Origin of the sequence: uncultured Roseobacter sp. (genome assembly GCF_947493125.1) — a bacterium.
In the GTDB taxonomy this organism is placed as follows: domain Bacteria; phylum Pseudomonadota; class Alphaproteobacteria; order Rhodobacterales; family Rhodobacteraceae; genus Roseobacter.
Map to the genome: position 1 here is coordinate 394,892 of NZ_CANLQB010000002.1, position 13,524 is coordinate 408,415.

Annotated in this window: 14 protein-coding genes; 5 read left to right on the top strand and 9 right to left on the bottom strand. The window is 53.1% G+C overall.

What is annotated here, in order from left to right:
• Positions 1-14: 14 nt before the first annotated feature.
• The 6 genes from Q1A71_RS05700 to Q1A71_RS05725 all read right to left on the bottom strand — a co-directional run bounded on the left by Q1A71_RS05700 (position 15) and on the right by Q1A71_RS05725 (position 5,508).
• Positions 15-728 carry a transglycosylase SLT domain-containing protein gene (locus Q1A71_RS05700; RefSeq protein ID WP_299672831.1) on the bottom strand — a complete coding sequence of 238 codons (714 nt, stop codon included), beginning with the start codon at positions 726-728 and terminating at the stop codon, positions 15-17.
• A gap of 107 nt (positions 729-835) precedes the next feature.
• Positions 836-3,091 carry a hypothetical protein gene (locus Q1A71_RS05705; RefSeq protein ID WP_299672834.1) on the bottom strand — a complete coding sequence of 752 codons (2,256 nt, stop codon included), beginning with the start codon at positions 3,089-3,091 and terminating at the stop codon, positions 836-838.
• Positions 3,088-3,957, bottom strand: a complete 870-nt coding sequence (motA, locus tag Q1A71_RS05710; protein ID WP_299672837.1) for a flagellar motor stator protein MotA — start codon at positions 3,955-3,957, stop codon at positions 3,088-3,090. Before motA ends, Q1A71_RS05705 begins: the two co-directional genes overlap by 4 nt.
• A 66-nt stretch (positions 3,958-4,023) precedes the next feature.
• Complete coding sequence (locus Q1A71_RS05715) at positions 4,024-4,620, bottom strand: hypothetical protein (RefSeq protein ID WP_299672840.1); 597 nt, start codon at positions 4,618-4,620, stop codon at positions 4,024-4,026.
• Entirely contained in the window at positions 4,620-5,012 is a 393-nt protein-coding gene (locus Q1A71_RS05720; RefSeq protein ID WP_299672843.1) for a hypothetical protein, read from the bottom strand. The genes Q1A71_RS05715 and Q1A71_RS05720 overlap by 1 nt, the downstream gene beginning before the upstream one ends.
• 10 nt (positions 5,013-5,022) lie before the next feature.
• Positions 5,023-5,508, bottom strand: coding sequence for a flagellar basal body-associated FliL family protein (locus Q1A71_RS05725; RefSeq protein ID WP_299672846.1), 486 nt, complete (start codon positions 5,506-5,508; stop codon positions 5,023-5,025).
• A gap of 122 nt (positions 5,509-5,630) precedes the next feature.
• Between Q1A71_RS05725 and fliF the strand changes: the two genes are divergently transcribed.
• The 4 genes from fliF to fliP are packed head-to-tail and all read left to right on the top strand — an operon-like array spanning position 5,631 to position 8,879.
• Positions 5,631-7,253, top strand: a complete 1,623-nt coding sequence (gene fliF, locus Q1A71_RS05730; RefSeq protein WP_299672849.1) for a flagellar basal-body MS-ring/collar protein FliF — start codon at positions 5,631-5,633, stop codon at positions 7,251-7,253.
• Complete coding sequence (locus tag Q1A71_RS05735) at positions 7,253-7,852, top strand: ABC transporter ATP-binding protein (RefSeq protein ID WP_299672852.1); 600 nt, start codon at positions 7,253-7,255, stop codon at positions 7,850-7,852. Before fliF ends, Q1A71_RS05735 begins: the two co-directional genes overlap by 1 nt.
• The gene (locus Q1A71_RS05740; RefSeq protein ID WP_299672855.1) at positions 7,845-8,138 is read left to right on the top strand and encodes a FliM/FliN family flagellar motor C-terminal domain-containing protein; all 294 of its coding nucleotides are present in this window, start codon (positions 7,845-7,847) and stop codon (positions 8,136-8,138) included. The genes Q1A71_RS05735 and Q1A71_RS05740 overlap by 8 nt, the downstream gene beginning before the upstream one ends.
• Before the next feature lie 6 nt (positions 8,139-8,144).
• Positions 8,145-8,879, top strand: a complete 735-nt coding sequence (gene fliP / locus Q1A71_RS05745; RefSeq protein ID WP_299672858.1) for a flagellar type III secretion system pore protein FliP — start codon at positions 8,145-8,147, stop codon at positions 8,877-8,879.
• A gap of 308 nt (positions 8,880-9,187) precedes the next feature.
• Here the strand turns inward: fliP and Q1A71_RS05750 are convergent, their stop codons facing one another.
• From Q1A71_RS05750 to Q1A71_RS05760, 3 genes are all read right to left on the bottom strand, one after another.
• Positions 9,188-10,081: a glycosyltransferase family 2 protein gene (locus Q1A71_RS05750; RefSeq protein WP_299672861.1), complete on the bottom strand. Its 894-nt coding sequence runs from the start codon at positions 10,079-10,081 to the stop codon at positions 9,188-9,190.
• A gap of 39 nt (positions 10,082-10,120) precedes the next feature.
• Complete coding sequence (locus Q1A71_RS05755) at positions 10,121-11,434, bottom strand: sulfatase-like hydrolase/transferase (RefSeq protein WP_299672864.1); 1,314 nt, start codon at positions 11,432-11,434, stop codon at positions 10,121-10,123.
• A 73-nt stretch (positions 11,435-11,507) separates the two neighbouring features.
• Positions 11,508-12,131, bottom strand: a complete 624-nt coding sequence (locus tag Q1A71_RS05760) for a hypothetical protein (RefSeq protein ID WP_299672867.1) — start codon at positions 12,129-12,131, stop codon at positions 11,508-11,510.
• 417 nt (positions 12,132-12,548) lie between these two features.
• On the opposite strand from Q1A71_RS05760, the gene Q1A71_RS05765 reads away from it, so the two are divergent.
• On the top strand, positions 12,549-13,472 hold the full coding sequence (locus Q1A71_RS05765) for a hypothetical protein (protein ID WP_299672870.1): 924 nt from the start codon (positions 12,549-12,551) through the stop codon (positions 13,470-13,472).
• The last annotated feature ends 52 nt before the right edge of the window (positions 13,473-13,524 follow it).

A 13,524-nucleotide genomic window follows, 5' to 3' on the forward strand; every position in this document is an offset into this window, starting at 1 on the left:
CAAATTCTGCACAGCTAGATCTCTCCGATTGGTGGCAGAAGAATACTGGTGCCCGTCGTCTGCCCGAGCGGCACCAATGAGCCAAGGCTCGGCTGTGTATTGGACCTTTGGAGAAGTGGAAAGCGATTGCTGCGACTGGCCGGTGCTGATCCGTAACTTGGCCGAGCAATGCTATCCGCCAGTTGGGCATGAACTTCTGAAAACCGACGCTTATAGCGTGAGGCGTTTTCTTGCGTCCGGGAATGATAGGCGCCAACGGCTCCAATCCAGTCCTTTTTCTCGGCGTAAAGCTTTGACAAAAAGCCCGCTGCGTAGCGCGCGTTCTCGACGGGGTCGAACATGTGTTCTAAGTTCGAAAATGCATGACCATGCCATCGGTAATTCAGTTGAAAGCAACCGATGTCTATATTTGTGGTCCCTTTGTTCAAACGAGCCTGAGCATGTTGAATGGCTTCCGATTTTGTATCGAACCAACGGCCTTCTCCACCGGTATTGGTCGCCCAGGGCCAAGGCTCAAAGTGGCCCGAACGCGTCCGACCTGTCTCAGTTCTCGTGATTGCACGCAGGATAGAAAGGGGGACATTTGTCTCTTGTGCCACGAGAGTTGCGGCTCGATCACAGGTGTTCGTCCCGCTGGCCTTTACAGGATAGCCACTTATGATGATGACGACTAGGACTGCCGATCCGACGCTCCAAACCCAACTCAAAAACCAGATTCCCCGTGTCATTCTGACCCTCTCACACACTGCGTTTTGCAGAGTCTCCTTTGTATCTATTCATGGTTTACAGGAGGTAACCGAAGCGCTGTTTCTGTGATCGCTGTGATCGAAGCTTGTCAGCGATCAACTGGGACGCGGTCCAGCAGGTCTTGCAGGGCCGAGCGAGCAGATGTGCTCTGTTCGACCGCTGCACCAATCGACTCCAACATCCCGTCACGCGGCCTTACGGTTGGAACTATCTCTTCAGCGAGTGAACGTGCACTACCGAAAACTGGAGTTTCAGGTGGCATTATTTCGGTCCACTCACTTGCAAGCCAAGCCGACCTGACGGCCGCATCTTCAGAGTTCAGGGTTTGAAATAATTCAAACGCTTGCTCGTTCTCGCCAAGTTGAGACAAAGCGCGGGCGCGGACATCGTCTGACTGGTCAGCTTCGACCAGATCAAGGATCGTTAAGGCTGCCTCCGGCTGTTGTATAGCCACGAGTGATTCTGCGTGAAGCATACGAAGGTCATCATCTTTTTGACTAGAGGGTAGCTCTGCCAGTATGCTCTCCGCCTCGGTTGAGAAGCCAAGTTCTAAGAGTCGGGACGTTGTTAGCTTGGTCGCCCTATTTGTCAGCGCTACTGGCGTCGAAGGAAACTGTGAAAAGAACGCCTCCAAAAAAGTTACGTCGTCAGCGCTGGAGGACAGTGCGGAGAAGATATGTGACAAAAGTTCAGCGGTGAGTGCAGGGTCCTCGGAAACAAGATCACTGCGCATCGCATCGAATGCCTTTGAGAACTGACCGGAGTATGCTGATGCAATGACGTGGGTTCGATGAATATCCTTTGCGATTGGACTATCACGCAACTCAAACGCATATGTTTCAATTAGCAGTGCGATATCGGCTGGAATAGCATCTCCATCCCTTAGTCGGCTTTCCACGAAAGCGATCATCGCTTCGGGTGTTTCAGGAGTGTTGCTTGCAACAACGGCCGACAGAATTTTTTCTGCACGATCTCTGTTGCCATGCTGTTTCTCTATCATCGCCTGCGCAAGTTCGGTACTGCTGCTTTGAGTATCTTCATTCCATTCAAGATTGCGCAATGCGATGGACGCGGAATCTAAATCGCCGCGATCTGCAAGCCGTTGACTGAGCGCGGGTGCAATAAAGCGTTTCACGTGATCCGGAAGGCTAGCCAAAGCCCGAAGGGCGGCCGCTTCGTTCAGGATCTGATCGGGGGAGAGTTCTTTGGCGGCCATTGCTGCCCAAAGAGCTAAATCCGAGTCGCAATCTGCAAATTGATGTACGAACCTAGGATTAACAGCAAAGCCATGTTCCATGATGCTTGCAAGATCGAATAACTCTGGGTTGGTGGCTAGCAAATCATCTGACAGCCTCAACACCTGCTTTGCTTCTGCGCCAAAGCCGAAGAAGATATACAAACGTGCGAGTTGCAAAGCAATGTCTTGGTCCAAGCGGTCAAATTCGGAGAATAGCTCACGGCGTAATTCTGCAACTTGAAGATGAAACGGCTTGTCGCTTCCCCAAGTTGAAACTTTCACTGTGGCTGGATCTGGGCAGACCGCTCCAGATGTCATGAACCCACTATCATGGAAGGAAGTTGGGGTATCGCGGCTACTAGTTATCCGAATATTGCCTGTTTTGGGCGAAGCTTCGGACACTATTTCCTCGGAAGAGTCGTAGATATCTTGCTCTGTTGGTTCTGTGGTATCGTTGAGTAATCCACCGAGATCTGGCGTGGCAGGTTCGAGAATGCCACGGGACGTGGCGTTACTAAGCCCGCGCAACAACTCTGTTCGCGTTTCTTCGATCAAGGTCGTTTCAATATCTGTAGCCGCCGAAGACCCACTGGCGACATCAGTTTGCGGACTCTCGGTCAGTTGGCTCTCTGAGTCATCGTCATCTTGGGACGCAAACTCAGACCAAAGTAAATCTCCAAAGTTGAATCGAGAAGCAGGACGCGCCGTTATGAAGCGAGCGGCATCGGCTCGGATCATTGGCGGCAAAGGTGGGCCGTCCAGAATATCAATGACCAGAAAACGTCCGCGCTCCATGAATGTATTGATTCCGCACGCGCATGACACCTCGAGTTCAAGGCGAGATGGATACGAGCGGACACTGGTGAGTTGGTCTCTTGGAATGACATCGAACACGCGGTTGATATCAAAACCTTCACTATGGTCGGAAATTGTAACAATTTTTAGGCCCGGATTTTCTGTAACTTGCCAGTCTGCATCATTTGGTAGCTGCATGACCAACCGCGTAAAGCCCTCGTGATCCCCAGATCGCACAACAATGGGACTGGCGTATCCCATGGATGCGATACACAGACCAACCAGCAAACCTGAGGCGATAGCTCTGATCATGCAGCACCTTGCTTGACCGCTTTCAAAGCATCTTCGAGCTCTGCAAAGCTGGGTCGACAGTGAGACGGTGTATTTTGCCGACCTACTTCAATACAGATATTGGTGGCATGCGCATGAAGGTTCGCCACAAGAACTTCGCGGATCAATTGATAGAAATGTCCATCGTCCTCGGTGATAGTTTTCACCTTGGCGGCAAAAGGGCCAACAAATCCATAGGCGAGGAACACTCCCAAAAATGTTCCGACAAGTGCACCGCCGATCAGCTTACCAAGGACTTCTGGTGGCTGGTCGATGGATCCCATAGTCTTGATGATGCCCAGCACAGCCGCGACGATGCCCAATGCCGGCAAGCCGTCAGCAACAGTCTGCAGCGCATGCGCTGAATGCATTGCGTGGTGCATGTTGGCTTCCATACGCTTCTCAAGAACCTCTTCGACCTGATGCGGGTCGTCGTAGTTCATTGACGCCGACCTCATTGTGTCGCAGATCAATGCGATGGCTTCCCGATCTTTTAGTATCTTGGGATACTTCGAAAAAATCGAAGATTCATCGGGCGCCTCGATATGCTCTTCAATTGCGACCGGGTTTTGGCGTGCCAGTCGGATCAGTTCGAATAGGAGGCAAAGCAGATCTTTATAATCATCATGGGCCCATTTCGGACCCTTGAAGACTTTGCCCATATCGCGGGCAGTCTGCTTGATCGCTGAGGAATCGTTACTGATCAGAAAGGCGCCGAGCGCGGCACCGCCGATCATCGTCATTTCAAAGGGCAAAGCTTTGAAAATAATGCCCATCTTGCCTCCAGCGGCCAGATAGCCGCCAAAGACCATTGCGAACACACATACAATACCAATGATTCCGATCATCTCGAACCCCAGTCATTACCGAGCGGTAGTGTCGCAAAAGGAAGTTAAAAAAGCCTCTGCGTCACTCTAGGTTTCTGGGACGTCCGCATTGCGGCCGGCTAAGATGACACTGATCGAATATGCAGTTTGCGGAGACAAGCCAGCCATAACACCGGCGGCTGCATCAGGTCGCATGCGACCGAGAAAGCCTGCGGCAAATGCCGGCTCCATCTCCTCAAACAGAGCGGCGGCTTCCTTCGGTTTCATATTTTCGTAAACCGAGGTCAACCGCGCCAAGTCGTCTTCTGCGGCGGTGTTTGCGAGCGCGAGCAGTTCTCGCAGAGAGGCTTCGGCCTGCTGCAGGTTGACCAGTCGCCGTTCGATCTCTTCGTCTGCGACGGAGAGAGCTTTCATTCGCATGTCAATCTGCTCTTCCCGTTGGGCGAGCCGAGCTTCGCGTTCTTGGAAGGCCTGCAACATGTTTGATAGCCGATCCTTCTCGTTGGGCTCCATGGGCGTTTCATCAGCCATCGCTGTTTCAATTGCTGCAGATGGGTTTTCTGTCGCAACCGCCTGCCCTGCCCCAATCCCGATCCTCAGAACAGCGGATCCTACGAGAAGACTGGCGATCAACATGATGGACCCACGCCCGTTTCGAGCCATAAGAAATTTTGGGAGCTTCATCAGTGGGTCTCCGTGCCGCGGTGGCGGACAAACATGGGTTCGCTTGCAACGGGAGCCGGGGCCGGTGCCGGGGTGTGCTGTGGGCCGGGTGTCGGTGATTGCGGAACATCAGGGACGTCGTGAAGAGACGCCATCTGCAATTCAAGCTTGCGAGACATGTCTTCCGCCCGCTTTGTCAAATCGGTCAAGGTTTGCGCCGATGTCGCCGCGGTCGCCTGCGCGGCTGAGAGCGTCTTGGTCAGATCATCGACTTGCGCCGACAGGACTGCGACAGCCCCGCCAACTCCTTTCTCCAGATCGTTGAACCTGTTGAGTCGTCGACCGAGCACAAGACAATAAAGGCCAGCTCCAAGAGCTCCTGCAGCCAAAAGGACATCCGCTATAAGTTCCATGTCACCCTCCTTAATTCAGTACAAATTCCATAATGAGCAGGTCTTTCACTTGCTCGGGGCCCGTGATCACCTGGACCCGCCTAAGCATCTGCGCTCGTAGCCGCGTCAGAGCCGAGGGATTTGTGATATCGTTCGCTTCGATGGCCCTTAGGTAGCCATTCAACACATCGATGATCCTTGGCAGAACGGCTTCAACATCGGATGCGTGCTCTTGAGCGACTTCCAGCTCGGCGCGAAAGCGAAGGTGGCTTTGCGCGCTGCCGGGAGGTAAAGACACCGTGATCGGATCAATCGGCACGAATTTGATCGATGGTCCGTCTTTCTCCTCGACCACTTCCGCTTTCGGCATTTCTGATTCGCCGCCAAAAAGCAGTCCGCTCCACGTCGCATAGAAACCGCCCCCGCCGCCGAGTACAAGCAAGACAAGCCCAAGTATCAAAGGCATTTTTGATGGTTTTGACTCACTTTCGTCTTCAATGGTCGCTGCGTCTGCCATGGCTATCCCATTCTTGGTTACGAAATTTGTTATAAGCGCGATTGCACTAACCGATTGTTAAGCCAGATCGTTCATTGCTGTGCGCAGTGCTGAATAGAATGTTCGGCTTAACGGAGGCGATTGTGCAGCAATTACTGAACGCGTGGACGGGACTTGATTTACGCCGTCAGATCATCGTGATCGTAGCGACTGTGGCCATGTTTTTCGGAATTCTTGCGATGTCCCGCATGGCAACCGCTCCTTCCATGACTTTGCTGTACGCTGGGCTGGAAAATGGTGCCGCTGGCGATGTCGTGCGCGCTCTTGAACAGCGTGGTGCATCTTTTGAGGTTCGCGGCGGCTCCATCTTCGTGGCTGCGGACGAGCGCGATCAACTCCGTATGACATTGGCCAGCGAAGGCCTGCCTGCCAACTCCAATCGCGGGTATGAATTGCTCGATACGCTATCTGGTTTCGGCACGACATCGCAGATGTTCGATGCAGCATACTGGCGGGCAAAAGAGGGCGAGCTGGCCCGTACAATCGTGTCCAGCCCACACATAGCGATGGCACGCGTTCATATTGCAAGCACCGGATCGAACCCCTTCCAGCGCGGCGTAACCCCAAAGGCGTCGGTGTCGGTGACGCCGACCGGAGCTGCAATAACAGCACCGCAAGCAAAGGCGATTCGGTTTCTTGTATCATCGGCCGTTGCTGGTCTGGCGTCCGAGGATGTGGCTGTGATCGATGCAAATGGAGCGCTCATAGGCACGGCGGATGAGGTTGCTCCAGCCGCTTTCGATGACAAAGCGCAGGTTTTGCGTGACAGAGTACAGCGATTGCTCGAGGCGCGCGTTGGTTTCGGGAATGCCGTCGTAGAAGTGAGCGTCGATACGGTCACTGAAAGCGAGGCGATCCGGGAACGGACTTTTGATCCCGAGAGCCGTGTCGCCATCAGCACCGATACCGAGGAGCGAAACAATACCTCGAGCGAAGCTGGCGGCGGGAACGTCACCGTTGCGTCGAATCTGCCAGACGAAGAAGGTGGAAATGGAGAGAATTCATCATCGCAGAACAGCGAAACGCGCGAGCGGATCAACTATGAAGTCTCCGAAACCGAGCGTGAAATTGTCCGAGTACCTGGTGCGATAAAGAGGCTAACGGTCGCAGTACTCGTCAACGATGCGATCGTCGAAGACGAGAATGGTGCGCAGGAGCTGGCGCCACGCGATCAGGTTGAACTTGATGCCCTGCGAGATCTGGTGGCCTCAGCCGTTGGCTTTGACGAAGCCAGAGGTGACATCATTACGATAAAGTCAATGGCGTTGCAGAGCGTGCCACCACAGGGCACGGTCGCGAGCACATCTTTCTTCGATGGGATGCACCTTGATGTGATGTCAGCGATCCAGATGGCGGTTCTGGCATTGGTCACGTTGATACTTGGTCTCTTTGTGGTCCGGCCACTGCTAAGCAAACCGGCGCTGCCAGAAGAGCAAGATATTCCGGCTCTACCTCCCGGGGACTTGGCTTCGGCCGATGATGCTGGCCTGAACGGCGAGGTAGAGTCGGATGACTTCGAGCTGCCGGAATTGCCAATGATCTCTGGTTTTGGCGGTGACCCTTCAGGTGAGCTTCCGGAGCTGCCTATGGGTGGAAGCATGTCGGAAGATCCGGTTGATCGCCTAAGGTCCATGATCGGAGAGCGCCAAGAGGAAACGGTTGAAATTCTTCGAAGCTGGTTGGAAGACAAAGAGGAGAATGCCTGATGTCACTCTCGCACAGGTATCGGAACTTTGGTGGACCAAAGGCGCCGGATCCGCAGGAAGCGGAAGCCAACATTGCAGTGACAGAGGATCAACAACTGGAAGCTTTCGAAAAAGGCTACCAGGCGGGTTGGGATGACGCCGTCAAAGCGCAGTCAGATTCGACAGCGAAGATAAGCGCTGAACTCGGTCAAAACTTGCAGGATATGTCGTTCACCTACAACGAAGCTCTGTCCAAGCTGACGCTGTCGCTCAAGCCCATCCTGACAGAAATCGTTGACAAGCTTTTGCCGTCTATTGCCCAGAGCACACTTGGTCCGAAAATCGTCGATCAACTTATGGAGATGATCAAAGAGCAGCCACATCAACCGATTGAGATCGTGGTCTCTCCAGTAAATATCGAGGCAATACAAACCCTTGCAGCCGAGAAGCTTAAGGACCCGTTCGAAGTTGTCGGGGAGCCGTCGTTGGGCGACGGCCAGGCTTACGTCCGGATCGGAGATACCGAACGCAGTGTCGATTTGGAGGCTGTCCTGTCGGGTGTCAGCAGCGCACTGACGGCGTTTTTCCATGAAACCGAGCAGGAGAACAAAAATGGATGATGCACCCACGGCCCGGAACGCCAGCGCTGAAACAAGCAATCCCTTTACGTCTGTTCCGATTGAGGTGAGCGTTTGCGTGGGCAAAGCGCGTCCATTGATTCGCGATTTGGTCGCATTGGGAGAAGATGCAGTTTTGCCTCTGGACAAGACCGTCGATGACCCTGTCGAACTCTATGTCGGAGATCGGTTGATCGCCCGCGGGACGCTAGAGGAAAAAGATGGCGAGAGCAGTGGACAACTTGTCGTGCGACTGACCGAAATTGTCGATCTGCAGGCTGGTCACTAGAACCAAATGCGCCCCATACGGTTTTCATGGCTCTTGGCTGCAGTCTCGCTGCTGTCGCCCACAGTGGCGGTTGCACAGGAGATCTCTTTTTCTCTTGGAGATGATGGATCGATCAGTGCGAGAACTATCCAACTCTTCGCACTGATTACTGTCCTTAGCCTGGCGCCTGGATTGGCGATCATGGTGACCTGTTTTCCATTCCTTGTAACGGTGCTCTCAATTCTCAGACAAGCTATCGGCTTGCAGCAATCGCCACCGAATATGCTAATCGTCAGCTTAGCTCTCTTTCTGACCTATTTCATCATGGAACCGGTATTTACCGATGCTTGGCAAAACGGCATCGTGCCCCTCAATGACGATCTTATAGATGTCGAAACCGCTTTCACGCGCACTCTGGAACCGTTCAGAATCTTTATGGCGGGACGTTTAGATCCTGAGACCTTTTACGCCATGGCCGAACTTCGACCAGACACGGTCGACGCTACCCCAACGCCGGATGCGCCATTGTCGGTACTGGTGCCCAGTTTTTTATTGTCTGAGATATCTCGCGCATTTCAGATTGGCTTTTTGATATTCCTGCCGTTTCTGATCATCGATCTTGTCGTTGCCGCCATCTTGATGTCCATGGGGATGATGATGGTACCGCCTGTGATCGTCTCCTTGCCATTCAAGCTAGCCTTTTTTGTAGTCGCTGATGGCTGGAGCCTCATTGCCGGCAGTTTGGTGCGAAGTTACTTCTGACCACTACAATTTTGGCATCGCCGGAATATGGCGTAGTAACTTATCTTTAGGAGGACACAAATTTCTTGATCTGAAGTGCTAGTTGCCAGCTCAAGAAGTTCTACAAAATCATGTTGATAGTAATAGGATCTACGTGAGCCACCGACCCCGCAACAAAAGCTTTGGGAATCTGGGCAAAAGCCAATGCAAATTGATCGCACCGCCTTCCATTGCCTAATGTCTTTGCCCAAAATCTTATTGAGCAGAAGGATTTACGATCATAGCACAATCACTATTTTTTGCATAATCGCTTGAACGCAATATCACTATTAAACTAAGCTGGAAAACCGGCTTGGTATCTGGTAGAGTTTATTTGATTTTGCATTTCCCCAAATATAGTTATTCACATATTTTGGTCGTTGCTTCTTCATTTTTTCCCTAAACTCAGGCAATTTGATATTCTCTTCTGCAAGTATGAATTGATTTCGCAGCTCCTGATACGATGCCAGCGTCTTTTCTCGCCGGACTTTGTCGACGTCAACAGCTCCGCCGATGACCATGTCATCCATAAAGCCATTTTTGTTTTGCGTTCTGGTGACGATGTCAGTGAAGTCGCAGAACTTCAAATGGATGAGATAGAGATCATCAGACAAAGTGCGTGGTCCGAGGTTGTTCCGATGCCCGCCGGGGCCAAAAATCACCGGAGCACGAACAAGGGTTGGCTTGCTGTAAACCCGACTGGGGTAGAAGTAGCGACGGCGGGATAGGATCGTTTGATCTGAAACGATCGGCAAGGGCTCCTCCTCCGGTACATGAACAATGTTCAACCCAAGTGGGCTTATACTGGTCGGCGCGGTAGAAATATCGCTGAATTTGCTCTCCAGATACTCGACGAGCGAGGGTGATACCTCTGGATCAACAGCAAAAATCTCGTCGATATCGGTGACCAGCATCCAGTTGTAATAGTTCAGATATCCGCTGGCAAAGTGACTCATCATTCGCCAACGGCGCGCGTCGAATTTGATGACATCACGGTCTCTAGGCACGCCAATCACATGCGCGCCCTTGGCTATGGCGTGGTGCTGTGGATCATTACCGTGGCTGAAGAGATACAGGTTTTCAGCGCCGACTTGCGCGGCATAATAGTCAAACCACCTTTGCAGCATAGCATAGTCGCCGAAAACCATACCGATGACACCAAGTGGTCTTTTCGAATTGTCCATAGAGGTGCCTTTCCGTCTGCAGACCGGCCGGCAAAGCGGCTATTCCAACTCATACTCCATCCCGTATTCGGCGCAGGTCGAGATCAAGCTATCCTGCATCTCGGCAAAGGCCGGGTGGTCTAACCCCAAGCTTTTTAAGTTCCAGATATCATCTGTCAGGTCAAAAAGCTGTGTGCTCCCGTCCATATATCGCGCAAAACGGAAACTACCCTTCCGAACGGAAGCGTTATCATAGCGAAAGGTGGGCACTGCGCGATCCGGCAGCGATGCCCCAGCTATCTGCTCGCTCAAGGAGCGGCCGATCATCTGCTCGGACGGTAAAATACCTGCGTATTCGAGAATTGTGGGGCCAACATCCAGCAAGGCCACAGGGTCGTTGACCACTGTAGCAGCATGTTCCGGATCATAGATGATCAGCGGAACACCGGCAGATTGCTCCCAGACAGTGCTCTTGTAGAAGCGGTTTCGCGCACCCAGAAGAAACCCATGATCAGTCAGTATGATGACAATCGTGTTCTCGGCGAATCTGGAGGAATGAAGCGCGTCCCAAACTCGACCAAGATGATAATCACCATGACTAAGGCCGGAGAAATAATTGCGGACGTTGCGGCGCCACCAGTCCTCATTGCCCGATGCGAGCGCAGGCGTTTGCGGCCAGTGCTCTTCAGTATAAGGATGATCATCAAATCCGGTGCGCCAAACCTCCGGTATCTCGAACTTGTCAAGAGCGTATATCTCCTTGAACCGAGCCGGCGTGAAGCGTGGACCGTGCGGGCTGAAGAATCCGACTTCTCGATAGAAGGGCTCGTCGCGATCATAGGATTGCAGGAATTCAATCGCCGAATTGGCAGATTTTGCATCATAATAGATATCATCGTCCAGTGGGTCCGTGGTGCCCCAGCCGCCTCTTATCCCGCCATAACGCTGTTTGGCCACATCGGGCGGCAACGAGAAGTCGCTACCAAAACGTTTTTGTTCGTCGGAATAAAGAACATCGTGAATTTGTTTTGGAAGCGGGCTGTAGCCGTGATGGACCTTTCCACCGGAAGAGCAATAATATCCGCTTTCCTTGAGTTGATAGGACCATATGTCTTTGGGCCCGAGTTTTTGAAAAACGTCGTGATCGTTGTTAAACAACTGTAGCTGATGCGGGGTCCGACCGCTCATCAGGCTCGCGCGAGACGGGCCGCAGATCGGGGCCTGGCAATAGGCCGACTGAAATTGCGTGGCGGACGCCGCAATTCGGTCAAGGTTTGGGACCTGCAAGGTCTCCCCAAAGGCGGACCGATAGTGGTGATAGGCAAAGCAATCGTCGAAGCTGATGAGCAGAATGTTCTTGCGCGGATCGGTCATGTCCCAAGACCCCGCAGAATGTGTATATGGCTGTCGCGGATCTCCATCATGGCATATTCATCTCGAGCGGGGGTCACACGTAGTGGCTCTGAACCACCGGAGAGGGTGCGTGGTCCCGTGGCTGTTTCTGTACAACATAGAAGATGAACTGCGGCGTCTCATAGCGATGCTCGGCGCCCCGGGCGCGATGGGTCGGATCTTCGATCACGCGGGGGGCTCCCCGTCCCGCACGATCAAATGTCCAGCACCCCAGCATGTTATAGCCCATGCTGGCCACCCAGTATCGCCACGGGACATCCGGGCCAATTTGGTAAAACCCATGTCCAAACCACCCATCTGATCCCACACAGGACACGAAAATACCGCCGTCCATCAGCATCTGGTCCACGTTACGAAAGGATTGCGCAATATCGAAGACATGCTCGGTTGTGCCACCGTCATAAACCAGGTCAAACCTTCCAGACAGCCTATCGTCGAGCGCACGGTTCAGGTCGTGAACATACTCGGCCCCTTCCGCATCGGTGAAATCCAGGCTGTCGAGTTGTGGCCAGCCGATAGTCTCGAGATAGGTCTCGCAATAGCCATCAGGCTGAAAAATGTCTTCGGGCGTTGCGTTAATGCCCAACCGTCCGAGGCTCTCGATCAGGCGCGGCGTCCAACCCCGGGGAGCGAAATGCATCTTTTGGCGGCCCAGCATGACTCCGTTTTGGCAGCGTGACACGAGAGGGGCAATTCGAGCGAGCTGTGTCGCGATATTTATGCTGATACCCATGTCAGCCTACTCCGTCGGATTGGCCCAAAAGGTGAAGTCTTGCCGCGCATGCGCTTGGATGTGCACTTTCTTTTCGTACGATAGGGATAACTCGACAAGCGCGACCTAGGAGATAAACGGCAAGCGCGGCATATTGGCCATAGACGTCTGCTAAAGTGGCTATTGGGGCAGCCTATTGACCGTCGAGCCGTTGCCGCTTTTACCGCCTTCATGTTAGCGTTGTGGTCCATGATACGCATTTGGAAACCCCATACCAGCAGAACTCTGGGCTGCTATCACATTGACCTGGTTTAATTATTCCCAAGCTCTCCAACACAGCTTCGGCGGATAGAGAGCCACTTCATGTCACTCACGCTTTTTTTCATCGTTGAGCCGCCCGCGTATCAATATCTTGCTTGCTATCTTGCGGCTTCGATCCGAGAAAACTTACCGGACGAGGTTCAACTGGTCGGCTACTGTCCGGCGCATCGTTTGGCCGAGGTTGATCCGGACGCTGCCGAGACGCTGCGGCGCATGCGGTGCGACTTACGCACGATCCAGGCTGAGGGCAGGTTTGCCCCAGATTATCCGCACGGGAACAAGATTCTGGCCTGCCTGGAGCCTCGAGAAACCGAGTATTCCGGATTTATGGACTCAGATGTTCTGATGATCCGGCGGAATAGCATCGAGACGCTCATCAAGCCCAATCATGTGTCAGCTTCTGCTGCCGCGTCGATGCACTGGGCGCCGCAGAGTATCTGGGAAACGATCTACGATGCCTTCGATATGGAGATACCGACCGAGCGGATCACCCTTATGCGCGACAAACGCAAACCGGTCGTTCCCTACTACAGTTCGGGTTTTGTAGTTTTCCCAGAAGGTTATCGAACGACGCTTGGCCTCAGCTTTCCGCAGATATGGATGGACACCGCTCAGCGGATCGACGCCATCGACGGTTTGATCCGCAGGCGTCCCTACCTCGACCAAATGAGTCTGCCATTGGCCATTCGGCGGTCTGGCCTTGCGTGGAATGAATTCCCGGAGGAACAGCATTACATCCTAGGTGGGCGATTGCGTGGGAAGCCTTTTCCAAAGACGCGTGAGATTTTCACCGTGCACTATCGCAAATGGGAGGTCCTAAAAGAAAACGAACTCGCCGAGCGAGGTTATAAATATCTCAAGCGACAGGTCGGCGCCCGCAGGGTCAGCAACATCAGCGGCAAACCGCTGCCAGCAGGAATTGCCCCAAATCCAAACTACTCAGGGAACGACCATTTTCAGTTGTGAGCTTTTGCGTATAGCAGAGCGGCTACACAACCGATTGGGTATTTGGGCGATG